The following is a 13,050-nucleotide window of genomic DNA, read 5'->3' as shown; positions in this document are numbered from 1 at the left end:
CGTAGAAATTGCGCCCAAAGCTATAAATAAAATTCCTTTTAATTGTAAAGCTTGAATTTGCTAGTCATTGATTAAAAGAAAAATCTCTGTATATCATTCCATGTGACAACTACCATTAAAATCATAAGTAGAACAATACCTACAAAATGAACAATTCCTTCTTTTTGACGGTCAATTGGTTTCCCACGTAAAGCTTCAAAACCAAAGAATAATAAGCGACCACCATCTAAAGCAGGTAATGGAAGTAAGTTCATAATTCCTAGATTTATACTTAACATTGCAGCCCAATTCATTAGGTTCATAATACCGTATTGAGCTACTTGCTCGGTTGCTTTATAAATACCTACAGGACCCGATAAAGCGTCTATTGTAAACTTACCAGTAATCAGCATACCTAGAAGCTCAAATATTTTGACAGTCATATTATAGGTTTCTTGTGCCCCATAGACAACAGCCTTTAGTGGATTAAATTCTCTCGGGCTATCGTAAAGCACACCAATTTGACCATACTTTTCTCCATCCTGTTGGACTTCCTTCACTGTCATATTTAAGTTGATAGATTGTCCATCTCGATCTACGGTAACCATAATCTCTTCGTTTGGATGATCCTGAATAATTGCAGCTAAATCCTGCCACTTTTCAACAGCTTGTCCATCAATGGCTGTAACTCTATCCCCTGCAAGCATCCCTGCCTCCGCAGCCGGATTATTTTCTACTACTTCAGAGATTACTGGTTCATATGTTGGAACTCCGTGAATTAATCCAATAACTAAATAAATCACGAAAGCTAGAATAAAGTTAAAAAATGGTCCTGCAAAAATAGTCATCGCTCGTTGGCCAACCGTTTTAGAATTAAATTGACGATCATGAGGTGCAATGACAAGCTCTCGTCCATTTTCCACAAGGACACAATCCCTCGCTACTTGATAACGAACTAGTCTTTCTTCTTCATCATAGCCCTCTACAAACAAATCTTTTTCTAAATCAGCACGTTCAACTTCTAAAAATAATAAATCTGGTAATTGCTTATTATTTTGATTGAAAATGATTTTCTTAACAACATTATCTTCATTGACAACAAGCCCTATTCGATATCCTGGCTGTAATTCAGTGCCATCCATATCTTCGCCAGCCATTCGTACATATCCCCCGATAGGCAATAAACGAACAGTATACATTGTTTCTCCATGTGTTCTCCCATAAATTTTGGGTCCCATTCCAATGGCAAACTCACGTACTAGAATACCTGCTCGTTTGGCGAATAAGAAGTGTCCAAGTTCATGGAAGAAGACGAGCAAACCAAATATTAAAATAAATGCAATGGCTGTTTGCATAATACCCCACCTTTAAAAGCGATTAGTTAACGATATATAGCTCTCGTTATTTTACCATGTCTAACACTATTTTTCTTGTTTCACTGTCCACCTGTAAAATCGTTTGTAAATCTGGTATTGCAATGTTTTGGTGTGCTTGCATCACACGTTCAATTGTCTCATCAATTTGAAGGAATGTTATTTTCCCCTGTAAAAAAGCTGCAACTGCTGCTTCGTTCGCTGCATTCATGGCAGTTAAAATGGTACCACCAGTACGGCCAGCCTCATAGGCTAATCGCAATGCTGGGTAACGTTCAAAGTCCATTTCTTGAAAATGTAACTGACCAATTTGCGCTAAATTCAATCGCTGACCATTATGTAACGGGATTCGATCAGGGTAACTTAAGGCATATTGGATCGGAACGCGCATATCTGGTGTACCTAATTGAGCAATCACACTAGTATCATGATACTCAACTAGAGAGTGAATAATACTTTCTCTATGCAAAAGTACATCTATTTTTTCATATGGCATATCAAATAAAACATGCGCTTCAATAACTTCTAACCCTTTATTCATCATTGTGGCAGAATCTATTGTAATTTTTGCACCCATCGACCAATTCGGATGATTCAGTGCGTCAGCGACAGTGACATGTTTTAATTGGTCCCTTGTTTTATCACGGAAGCTACCACCTGAAGCAGTAATAATTAAACGTTCAATATTTTTTGGATTTTCACCATTCATCGATTGGAAGATGGCGGAATGCTCACTATCAACAGGTAAAATAGTTGCGTTGTATTTTTTCGCTTCAGCCATTACTAAATGTCCAGCTGTCACAAGTGTTTCTTTATTAGCAATAGCAATTGTTTTGCCCATTCGAATGGCTGCTAAAGTGGATTCCAGCCCAACACTTCCGAGTACAGCATTGACAAGAACCGTCGAATCTGGATGTGTAGCAACCTCCACTAAGCCTTTTGCGCCAAATGTAAAGTGGATTGTCGGATACTCCTTAGCAAGTAGCAGCGCATCTTCTTCTAGCTGCACAGAAACTAATTCAGGCTTTAAGTGATCAATCATTTCTCGCGTTTTCTCTATATTTTTCCCTGAAGAGAAAGCTACTAATTGAAAAGCTTCACGTTGTTCTTTTAAAATATCGTAGGTTTGCCAACCGATTGAACCAGTTGCACCTAATAAACTAATCTTTTTCACAACACATTGTCCCCTTTTTCTATCTAAGCAAATGTATGAATAGATGTCCTTAAAAGTTCGGATTAATTACCAAATAAATGTAAAAAATGAAGCAAAGGCACGACGAACAATAGACTATCGAAGCGATCTAATATCCCGCCATGCCCCGGTAAAATATTACCTGAGTCCTTTACATCAAAATGACGCTTAATAGCAGACTCTACCAAGTCGCCCATCTGACCAATAATGGAAGCGAAAATTGTTACGACTACAAGTGATATATAACCATTTGCGAATGGGTAAATGAGTTGCATACCAACAGCGAAAATAACGGCAATGACAATTCCACCGATGAAGCCTTCAATCGTTTTCTTTGGTGAGATTTCAGGCCATAACTTATTCTTACCAAATTTTCTTCCGACAAAATAGGCACCTGAATCCGTTGTCCAAACGACTAATAAACAATAGACAACGTACTCTAAGCCCACATTCCTTGTTTCAATTAAGTAATGGAATCCTAAGCCTACATAAAATGCGCATAATAAAATAAAACCAACTTCATCAAAAGTTATTTTATTTTTTACTAAAACGACGTAAATCAGGAGTAACATCATTAGACCATAGACTACCATTAGATTAGACGAATAGCCTATTAAATCTACAACCTTTTCACTCCAGTCCTTCGGTATGACAAGTAAAATTAAAGTGACCAACCCCAAGAAGCCAGGCACAGAAAAAATCGAAATACCTTTCATCTTTAGTATTTCATAAAAACCGACAATAGCCATTGCTAGCACAAGTATGGCAAAAGGTACTTTTCCATAAATAACGAATGGAATGAAAAGTGCTGCTGCAATTATTGCGGTAATAATTCGTTGTTTCAAGTTGTTTCTTCTCCCTTCAACCCACCATAACGGCGATTACGCTTTTGATAGTTTTCCACCGCTTCCAGTAAGGTTTCCTCACTAAAATCTGGCCACAATGTATCTGTAAACCAAAATTCTGTATAGGCAAGCTGCCAAAGCATAAAGTTACTTAAGCGTACTTCACCACTTGTACGAATTAATAAATCCGGTTCAGGCAAATGGGCCGTCATTAAATGAGACGTTAAGCATTCTTCTGTTAGGTCTTGCATTGTTAATTGACCGTCCTGCACTTTTTGAAGCATCATTTTCATGGCATTAACCATCTCAGAACGACTTCCATAATTCAGCGCAAAATTTAAAATAAGGCCTGTATTATGCTTCGTTTCTTCCATTGCCTCATACAACGCTTTTTGTGTATGGGCAGGTAATAAAGATGGATCTCCAATCATTTCGACACGTACATTGCGTTCCATCATCTCGGGTAAAAAAGAACCTAAAAACTCGACTGGTAGCCGCATGAGAAAATCTACTTCAGGTTTTGGGCGTTTCCAGTTTTCAGTGGAAAATGCATATACGGTTAATACCTTTATGCCTAAATCAGACGCAAATCTCGTGACCTTACGTACTGTCTTCATTCCCTCATGATGACCAGCAACACGTGGCATAGCTCGTTTTTTTGCCCAACGTCCATTTCCGTCCATAATAATCGCTACATGGGCAGGAATCGGCTCGCTTTTAGTTAGGGCCACACGCTCCTCCAATGATAGTGTATCCATATTTATTTGTTTACCTAATAGCTTTTTAAACATGCTAACTCCCCCACTACAACTAATCGGACGTATACTAACCTATCATAACAAACAAAAGCGCTTTTTGTCTTTTTTTTCCCCTCTAAATTGACTATGTATGTACTAGCGTATTTTAGAACTATACACATTCTTAAAGAATAAGTTTGTTAAAAAATGTATCAATATTTATGTGATGTATAATATTGTATATTTCATCTATGCTTTTCTCTATGATTCAGCTCATATTCGAACGGTAAAGAGAAAAGACGTCCTGTAAAGTATAGGACGCCTTCATCTCATCAAAAAGTTCCATCATAGACATGTAAAACGTTTGTTTTACACCTCTAAAATTTCTTTTTCTTTATCTTTCGTTACTTGATCCACTTTGACAATGAATTCATCTGTTAATTTTTGAATATCATCACCATATCCACGTAGATCGTCTTCTGTGATTTCGCCAGCTTTTTCAAGTTTTTTCAAATCATCATTCGCATCACGACGTACATTACGTACAGCAATTTTTGCGTCTTCTGCTTCTTTTTTCACTTGCTTCACTAAATCTTTACGACGCTCTTCAGTAAGAGCAGGGATCATTAAGCGAATGATAGAGCCATCATTTGTTGGTGTAATACCGATATCAGATTTCATAATTGCTTTTTCAATTTCACCTAAAATTGTTTTATCGTAAGGTGTAATCACTAATAAACGAGCTTCTGGTACAGAAACACCCGCAAGTTGATTGATTGGTGTTGGAGCTCCATAATAATCAACCATAATACGATCTAATAATGATGCGTTTGCACGGCCTGCACGAATTGAAGATAGTTCACGTGTGAAAGCTGCAATTGTTTTGTTCATTTTATCTTTTGCTTGTTCTAATACTTGTTTTGCCATTATGCATTCCTCCTAACAACTGTTCCGATTTTTTCGCCTAGTACAGCACGTTTAATGTTGCCTTGTTCCGTAATTGAGAAAACAATTAGTGGAATATCGTTATCCATACATAGGGTAGAAGCTGTTGAATCCATTACTTGTAAGCCTTGTTGGATAACGTCTAAGTATGTGAGTGTATCATATTTAACGGCTGTTTGATCCACTTTTGGATCTGCTGAATAAACGCCATCAACATTATTTTTAGCCATTAAAATCGCATCTGCATCAATTTCTGCTGCACGTAATGCCGCCGTCGTATCAGTTGAGAAGAACGGATTACCTGTCCCTGCTGCAAAGATAACGACACGCTTTTTCTCAAGATGTCTAACTGCTTTACGACGAATGTATGGCTCCGCTACTTGAGTCATCACGATAGAAGATTGAACACGTGTTTCAATGCCTAATTTTTCAAGAGCATCTTGTAACGCTAGGGAGTTCATGACTGTTGCAAGCATGCCCATATAGTCAGCTGCAGCACGATCCATCCCCATTTCACTACCTATTTTTCCACGCCATATATTACCGCCACCTACAACAACAGCAACTTCTACATCAAGATCCACTACTTCTTTTACTTCTTCTGCAACAGACTTGATTATTTTTGGTGATAAACCGAAGCCCGCTTCTCCAGCTAACGCTTCACCACTTAGTTTAATAACTACTCGTTTATATTGCGGTACACTCATTGTAAACCTCCGTAAGACTTTATTTAAAAAATCTCTATTCCCTTTTCCATTATAGTATATCTAACAATAATTGCTAGTTGTGAATAAGGCAGAATAGAAAATTCTATTGCTATTTTCGTTCATTTCGGAAAAATAGGGAACACGCTATGTTGTGTTCCCCATTTTTTGTCTAGAAAATCTAGATATTATTTGATTAGGATCAAATGCCCGCTAAATTAGTTACCTTTAACTTGGCTCATTACTTCTTCTGCAAAGTTATCTTCACGTTTTTCGATACCTTCACCAACAGCGTAACGTACAAAGCCGTTTACTGAACCACCAGTAGAAGCTACGAAATCACGTACTTTTTGATCAGAGTTTTTAACGAATGATTGATCAAGTAGGCAAACATCTTCGAAATATTTACCAAGACGACCTTCAACCATTTTAGCAACGATGTTTTCTGGTTTACCTTCGTTAAGAGCTTGCTCAGTTAATACTTTACGCTCACGTTCAACTTCTTCAGCAGAAACTTCATCGCGAGAAACATAAGTTGGGTTGATAGCAGCAATGTGCATTGCTACATCTTTAGCTGCTGATGCATCAGTAGAACCTTCTAAAGTTACTAATACCCCAATGCGGCCGCCCATGTGTAAGTAAGCGCCGAATGAATCTGCATCAGTTTTTGTTTTGATTTCAAAACGACGAAGTGTGATTTTTTCACCAATTGTTGCTACAGCTGTAGAAATTTGATCTTCAATTTTTACGCCATCAGCATTTGTAAGCTCTAGTGCAGCTTCAACTGATGCAGGTTTAGCAGTAAGTAATTGCTCTGCTAAAGATGAAACTAATACTTGGAATTTGTCGTTTTTTGCAACGAAGTCAGTTTCAGCGTTAACTTCAATAATGATTGCTTCGTTACCTTGTTCTAAAATGTAAGTTGTACCTTCTGCAGCGATACGGTCAGCTTTTTTAGCAGCTGAAGAAAGACCTTTTTCACGTAGGAAATCGATTGCAGCTTCTAGATTACCATCAGTTTGTACTAGTGCTTTTTTACAATCCATCATACCAGCGCCAGTTTTTTCACGTAATTCTTTTACTAATTGTGCAGTAATGTTTGCCATTTAGTGTTTCCTCCTCAAATTGTTTGAACATAGTTTTAATGATAGGTTCTAAAAAAGGTGATAAGGGTTTTGAGCCACTTATCACCTTTTTGTAAACGTGAATTACTCAGCAGCAGCTTCTACAGCTGGAGCTTCTTCTTCACCTTGTTTTGACTCGATTAAAGCGTCAGCCATTTTAGCAGTTAAAAGTTTAACAGCGCGAATAGCATCATCATTAGCAGGGATTACGTAGTCGATTTCATCTGGATCACAGTTTGTATCAACAATACCTACTAGAGGGATGTTTAATTTACGAGCTTCAGCAACCGCAATACGTTCTTTACGTGGGTCAACCACGAACATTACGTCTGGAAGATCGTGCATATCACGGATACCGCCTAAGAATTTGATTAGACGTTCGTGTTCTTTTTTAAGTTGGATTACTTCTTTTTTAGGAAGAACTTCGAAAGTACCTTCTTCTTCCATTTTTTCGATTTGTTTCATACGTGCAACACGTTTTTGAATTGTACCGAAGTTAGTAAGAGTACCACCTAACCAACGTTGGTTGATGTAGTAGTTGCCTGAACGTTCAGCTTCATCTTTGATCGCTTCTTGTGCTTGTTTTTTCGTACCAACGAAAAGAACTTTACCACCGTCTTGACCAACTTGACGCATGAAGTCATAAGCTTCCTCTAATTTTTTAACTGTTTTTTGTAAGTCGATGATGTAGATCCCGTTACGTTCTACGAAGATATATTTCTTCATTTTTGGGTTCCAACGACGAGTTTGGTGACCAAAATGTACACCAGCTTCAAGTAATTGTTTCATAGAAATTACTGACATGTGAATTTCCTCCTAGTATGTTTGGTTTTTATCCTCCGCATTTATCTTTTGCAACAAGCTACCCTAATCTTAGAGCACCACTTACTACATCAAAATGCGTGTGTAGTAATAACACCATTTGCAACTATATCATAGCTTTTGCCGCTTAGCAACAATTTAGTGATGAAATTTCAGTAAAAGCTCGATTTCTGTTTTTCCCTTTTGCAGCTGTTTCGCTATTTCTTCAATTGATTTACCCTGCTTTGCTAAATTTAATGCCTGTTGCTCGATTGTAAGCTCTTTAACCTGCTCCTTTTGCTCTACTTTCAAAGGCGTTGGTGAGGATACTGCTGTCGCCGTTGTCTGTTGCTGACGCGAATAGGCATTGGCTACTATATTTTTAGGTACATAGATACGAGCATCTTTATCTAAGCTTAATGGACTGTCATTTTTCAGCACTTGCTCTGCGGGCGAAGGAGCCTGCTCCTGTTGAGACTCATTGCTTACGGTTTGTTGAACGCGAGTCGCCGCTAAGTCTGATGATGAGACATTTTGTAGCTCCTTAATAAGACGGTCGTTTTCATCTTTCATTTCTGTTAAATAGACACTAATGGTATCGTCCATTTCGCTCATTAAGCGTTCTTGCTTCTTTTCTAAATCCTTAAATTTTGCTAACTTAGTATTTAAAATAATAAGGAAGTAAAATGTAAGTAGCTGTAAAAAGAATAGCGCCGCTATTAGTATGGTTGTCATTATAAGCTCCTATCCACTAAAATCCACAAAATTGCCTTTAAACGGATGTTGTGCCTGTTTTTCTTGTTGATCCTGTTGCTTTTTCTTCTTTTTGTAAGGATCCGTTACGTATTCGCCACCTGCATCTTCATCCTCACTTATTTCATCCATACCTTCTGATGTATTTACAATTTTTTGCTTGCGCTCTATTTCTTTTTTTAACGCTTCATTAGCATGTGCTTGTTGAGCTAAAGCTTGTTGCTGTACTTGATCAGCCATTTTCCCAGCTTCAAATGTTTTAGGAATCGCAATTTGCAATTCAACCCCTTTTAAACTCATCGGAATCTCTCCCTCAAGGATTTTTACGCATTCATCATTTCGCTAGATAATAATTTACGTAATTTTAAAAGCGCTTTGGAATGGATTTGAGAAATACGTGATGTCGATAATTCAAGCATTTCACCAATTTCAGTCAGCGTCAGTTCCTCCGTGTAGAATAAACTTAGAACCAACTGTTCCTTTTCATTTAGCTTCTGAATATTTTCTGCTAAATCATCTAGTAATTCAGATTTAACCACCGATTGTTCAGGAGTTTTTGTCGTATCATCTCGAATGACAAACGACTTTCCATCTACCTCTTCTTGGTCTTGTTGTTCATTAATGGAAAGAACATTGGAAAAAAAATGCTCTTGTACTGTCTGATAAACGTCTTCCACAGGTACTTCCATATGCTTCGCAAGTTCCTCAGGTGTCACATGACGCATATATTTTTGCTCTAATTGCTCAATCTGAGCATCTAATTTTTTGGCTTTTTCTCGCGCTGAGCGTGGTAGCCAATCTTCCTTACGAAGCCCATCTATAATGGCTCCCCTTACTCTAAATGAAGCATATGTATCGAATTTCAAATCTCTATTAATATCAAATTTATTTAATGCATCAAAAAGTCCTATCATACCTAAGCTCGTTAAATCGTCTCGCGATACACTTTTTGGTAATCCCGCACTAATACGTTGAACATGGTAAGATACTAAAGAAATATATTTTTTTATGAGTAAATCACCAGCATCTGGATCACGCTCATGTATCCAGCGATTCCACAGTTTTTGCTCATCGTTCAGAATTGGTTGTGTCATGAAATCCACCTCTCTAAAAAACGCCTTTACGCGCCCGTTTGCTACTGACTACTTGCGCTCATAAAACTTTTCTTTCATCAGGATTTCTCCATAGTTTTAAAAAAAATCTATATCCGGGTTACTCTTACTATTACCGAATAGAGTAAATAAATGGATAAACTATTGCCATCTTTCCTACTATTATAACAAAAATCGACTATAATTTCATTTGTTTCTGTTCGTCTCTCTTTATTTTGTACAAACAAATTAAAACTGTACCCTAGCTATACATTAACCTAGGATACAGTTTTAAAATATGTCTAAATTATTAAGCTTTTACTTTTTATTTTTACTAGGTTTTTTTGTAGGAATTATGAATCGTATATAGCGTGCTTTTGCTCTTTCTTCACCAAGGTTACTAGGTATAAATACACCTAACAAAGTAGCATTCTCACCATTTGTCCAAAGAAATTCACAACATCTTCTTTCAACCTAAATGATACTAGTTCAACTCTGGTCTTATTTTCTCCACCTTTTTTAGCATAAAAAAGGATGGCTATTTGACCGAAGTCAAACAATACCACCCTCTTGAAAATATCGCTTTAAAAGGAACTAAAAACCATTTTACCATTAAAGATGGTTGCCTTACGTTGACCTTTGCGGGCGATTGCTTCTGCAGCGCAAGAAGCATCCACTAAAACTAGATTGGCACTATCTCCAACCTTTGGCCAGATTTGTTCACCTGCTTGATTCAGCGGTGTTTTCCCACCTGTAATAAACTGCAAGGTTTGCGCTAATGAATATTCATCTCTCCACCCTGAACTATTAGCTAAACGACCTGCTCTTTCTAAAAGATCTCCGTTCCCAAATGGTGACCAAACATCAAAAATATTATCACAACCAATTGCAACCGGTACCCCTTTGCTATGTAATAATCCAACTGGAGGAAACTTTCTGCGAATAGGTACACTAGTCACTATCGTAATCCCTGAATCTCTTAATATGTCAGCCATTTCTTCTGCTTCAGCTCGTGAAACATCTCCAAGTCCGAATGCATGGCTTATCGCCACTTTACCTTGCAAACCAGCCTCCTTTGTTAATTGAGCCAATCTTTTCATTGTAAATGTACCTAATTGATCCGGGTCATGTAAATGCAAATCAATCCCAGCATTTCCCTCCACAGCGAGCTCCACCATTTGTTGTAAGGATGCCTCAATATCGCCATCCACAGTAGCTGGATCAACACCACCTACTAAGCCTACGCCCATACGAAGGGCTTCTCTGATAATATTTGTCGCCTTCGTTCGCAATAGTCCGTGCTGCGGAAAGGCTACGATTTCATATGACAACTTTCCTTCAAAAGTTTGTAAAGCCTTTTGAACTTCCTCTAAATTTTTTAAGCCCACCTCGGGATACAAATCCACATGGGTACGAACATGGGTAACCCCAGATTGTACATAACCTGAAAGCAACTCTTCTGCACGTTGTTGTGTAGTGGTATGTAAAGTAGGAAGTACCTTTTTTTCTATTTCAAGACGTTCAAAAATATTGTTCACAGGTGTGACAGCACGCCACTGATCGCCTAAAAGTGTTTTATCCAAATGACAATGTTTTTCGATGAAAGATGGTAGCGCTAATAGTTGCTTCATATCTTTTTTAGGAAAATGATCATTCAATTGCATTTCTGCTGAAACAATATCTGCAATTTTCCCATCCTTAATGAGGAGATGTGAGCAGGCCGTTCTTGTCTGTGCAACCATACCATTTTCAACATGATAGCCTGTTTCAAGTCGTACATTGGTTAACCAAAAAGTAGCATGCATTTTAAATGTATCCTTTCTATTTTCAATTTTAAAGTTCACCAGAAACAATTTTTCCTTTAAAGAGCACTGCCACTCTTTTCGCCCTTCTAGCCACTGCTTCTGCCGAACAAGTTGCTTCAACAAAAACAATATTTGCTTCATCTCCTACATTCGGCCATATTTGATGACCATCCTTATTTAGAGGTGTAATACCACCTGTAATGTATTTTAGGCTTTGAGCAAGTGAACGCTCATCACTTAAACCAAATCGTTCTGCAAGCGTTCCTGCTTTTTCTAGACTATCCCCTTGGCCGAATGGTGACCAGTGGTCGGTAATACTATCATCGCCAAGTGATATGTTTACCCCTTTATGATCTAAGAGAGGAATAGGGATAGTGTGCTCAATAGGCACAGTAGAAGTAATAGCTATGCCAAGATGTGCAAGTAGTTCTGCTACTTCACTCGCTTCACTAGTAGGAATATCTGCAAGAGCCATGGCATGACTAATTGTCACTCTTCCTTGCCAACCAGCTGCCTCTGTTAACGCTGCTAGTCGTTTATACGTAAAAATGCCGAGATGGCCAGGATCATGAATATGAAGATCTACATCTGCATTTGCTTCTACCGCTAATTCCATCACGGTTTGTAATGATTTCTCAATATTTTCATCAATTGTTGCTGGATCAACGCCTCCTACGAGAGAAGCCCCGTTACGCAATGCTTCTCTTACTAAAGAAACCGAATCACTACGTAATAGCCCATGCTGCGGGAATGCTACAATCTCCATAGCAACTTTATCTTTGTAAGCCTCTTTTGCTCTTAAGACTGCCTCTAAATTTTTCAAACCGATAAACGGGTCAATATTACAATGTGTACGAATATGTGTGGAGCCTGCATTTAATAGTAGGTCTATTAGTTTTTTTGCTCTTTCCTCTGTCACCGGTAATAAACTAGGAAGGAGTAATTCTTCCTCTTTTAATCTAGTTATAAGACCCTCTGTTGGAATGGTAGGTGCCTTCCATGGCCCACCAAAATATGTTTTATCAAGATGAATATGCATATCCCTAAAAGATGGTAGCATGAGGTAGCCTTGTGCATCCAATTGAGGTAAATCCGTCTCTAGTGGTTGATGTCCACGTTTAATTTGCTGTATTATCCCCTTTTCAATTTGTACATTAAAAAGCTCGGTTTGTGTTCCAATTACAGTAGTATGATTGTAATGAAAGCCTGTTTCTAGTCGTACGTTAATGAGCCAATATGCTAATGGTGTCATTATATGAACCTCCTTTATTTTTCTTCAAGCTGAACCATCTGAATATCCCTCTCTATATGTGGTAGGGACAGTTGATGATAAACATAGTCTTGGCTAGTATTGCTAGCATGAAAGTAATAGACTGTTGTTAATTTGGCATAATAGATGGCACTTAAACACATCGGACAAGGTTCTGTACTTGCATACATTTCACAGCCTTCGAGATGAGTTGTTTGCAAAGTATGGCAAGCTTGGCGAATTGCTTGAATTTCTGCGTGATTCGTCAAATCATTTGTTTTGGCTACCTCATTAACACCCGAACCAATAATTTGCCCATTTTTTACTACAAGCGCTCCGAATGGCGCACCATGTCCTGATCGTGCATTTTCATTTGCTAAATCAAGCGCTTTTCTCATAAATTCATGTTGATTCATATTCTATTCCTCCTAGTAAAAGCAGATATATCACGT

Annotated in this window: 14 protein-coding genes; all 14 read right to left on the bottom strand. The window is 38.0% G+C overall.

Translation table 11 applies throughout. The annotated features are described in order from the left end of the window. Positions 1-71: 71 nt before the first annotated feature. The 14 genes from rseP to PI85_RS11765 all read right to left on the bottom strand — a co-directional run bounded on the left by rseP (position 72) and on the right by PI85_RS11765 (position 13,014). Positions 72-1,334, bottom strand: a complete 1,263-nt coding sequence (rseP, locus tag PI85_RS11830) for an RIP metalloprotease RseP (RefSeq protein ID WP_008181395.1) — start codon at positions 1,332-1,334, stop codon at positions 72-74. 46 nt (positions 1,335-1,380) lie between these two features. Continuing rightward, entirely contained in the window at positions 1,381-2,526 is a 1,146-nt protein-coding gene (dxr, locus tag PI85_RS11825; RefSeq protein ID WP_036124030.1) for a 1-deoxy-D-xylulose-5-phosphate reductoisomerase, read from the bottom strand. Between the two features lie 62 nt (positions 2,527-2,588). After that, positions 2,589-3,389 carry a phosphatidate cytidylyltransferase gene (locus PI85_RS11820; RefSeq protein ID WP_036124028.1) on the bottom strand — a complete coding sequence of 267 codons (801 nt, stop codon included), beginning with the start codon at positions 3,387-3,389 and terminating at the stop codon, positions 2,589-2,591. After that, positions 3,386-4,180 carry an isoprenyl transferase gene (locus PI85_RS11815; RefSeq protein WP_008181400.1) on the bottom strand — a complete coding sequence of 265 codons (795 nt, stop codon included), beginning with the start codon at positions 4,178-4,180 and terminating at the stop codon, positions 3,386-3,388. Before PI85_RS11815 ends, PI85_RS11820 begins: the two co-directional genes overlap by 4 nt. A gap of 315 nt (positions 4,181-4,495) precedes the next feature. Continuing rightward, entirely contained in the window at positions 4,496-5,053 is a 558-nt protein-coding gene (frr, locus tag PI85_RS11810) for a ribosome recycling factor (RefSeq protein WP_008181402.1), read from the bottom strand. Continuing rightward, positions 5,053-5,778 carry a UMP kinase gene (pyrH, locus tag PI85_RS11805; RefSeq protein ID WP_008181404.1) on the bottom strand — a complete coding sequence of 242 codons (726 nt, stop codon included), beginning with the start codon at positions 5,776-5,778 and terminating at the stop codon, positions 5,053-5,055. Before pyrH ends, frr begins: the two co-directional genes overlap by 1 nt. A gap of 215 nt (positions 5,779-5,993) precedes the next feature. Further along, complete coding sequence (gene tsf, locus PI85_RS11800) at positions 5,994-6,881, bottom strand: translation elongation factor Ts (RefSeq protein ID WP_008181406.1); 888 nt, start codon at positions 6,879-6,881, stop codon at positions 5,994-5,996. A gap of 102 nt (positions 6,882-6,983) precedes the next feature. Next, the gene (gene rpsB / locus PI85_RS11795; protein ID WP_004269262.1) at positions 6,984-7,703 is read right to left on the bottom strand and encodes a 30S ribosomal protein S2; all 720 of its coding nucleotides are present in this window, start codon (positions 7,701-7,703) and stop codon (positions 6,984-6,986) included. 156 nt (positions 7,704-7,859) lie between these two features. After that, a complete protein-coding gene (locus tag PI85_RS11790; RefSeq protein WP_036124024.1) occupies positions 7,860-8,435 on the bottom strand; it encodes a hypothetical protein in 576 nt (191 codons plus the stop codon). Positions 8,436-8,444: 9 nt separating this feature from the next. Then, positions 8,445-8,753, bottom strand: coding sequence for a hypothetical protein (locus tag PI85_RS11785; RefSeq protein WP_036124022.1), 309 nt, complete (start codon positions 8,751-8,753; stop codon positions 8,445-8,447). A gap of 23 nt (positions 8,754-8,776) precedes the next feature. Further along, positions 8,777-9,547, bottom strand: a complete 771-nt coding sequence (locus PI85_RS11780) for a FliA/WhiG family RNA polymerase sigma factor (protein ID WP_008180720.1) — start codon at positions 9,545-9,547, stop codon at positions 8,777-8,779. A 581-nt stretch (positions 9,548-10,128) separates the two neighbouring features. Further along, positions 10,129-11,349 carry an amidohydrolase gene (locus tag PI85_RS11775; RefSeq protein ID WP_036127688.1) on the bottom strand — a complete coding sequence of 407 codons (1,221 nt, stop codon included), beginning with the start codon at positions 11,347-11,349 and terminating at the stop codon, positions 10,129-10,131. Positions 11,350-11,377: 28 nt separating this feature from the next. Then, positions 11,378-12,601: an amidohydrolase gene (locus tag PI85_RS11770; RefSeq protein WP_036124020.1), complete on the bottom strand. Its 1,224-nt coding sequence runs from the start codon at positions 12,599-12,601 to the stop codon at positions 11,378-11,380. 14 nt (positions 12,602-12,615) lie between these two features. Next, positions 12,616-13,014: a nucleoside deaminase gene (locus PI85_RS11765; RefSeq protein WP_036124017.1), complete on the bottom strand. Its 399-nt coding sequence runs from the start codon at positions 13,012-13,014 to the stop codon at positions 12,616-12,618. Positions 13,015-13,050 lie beyond the last annotated feature (36 nt).

This window comes from Lysinibacillus sp. A1 (assembly GCF_000801965.1).
GTDB lineage: Bacteria > Bacillota > Bacilli > Bacillales_A > Planococcaceae > Lysinibacillus > Lysinibacillus fusiformis.
This window is presented reverse-complemented; position numbering and strand designations above follow the sequence as displayed.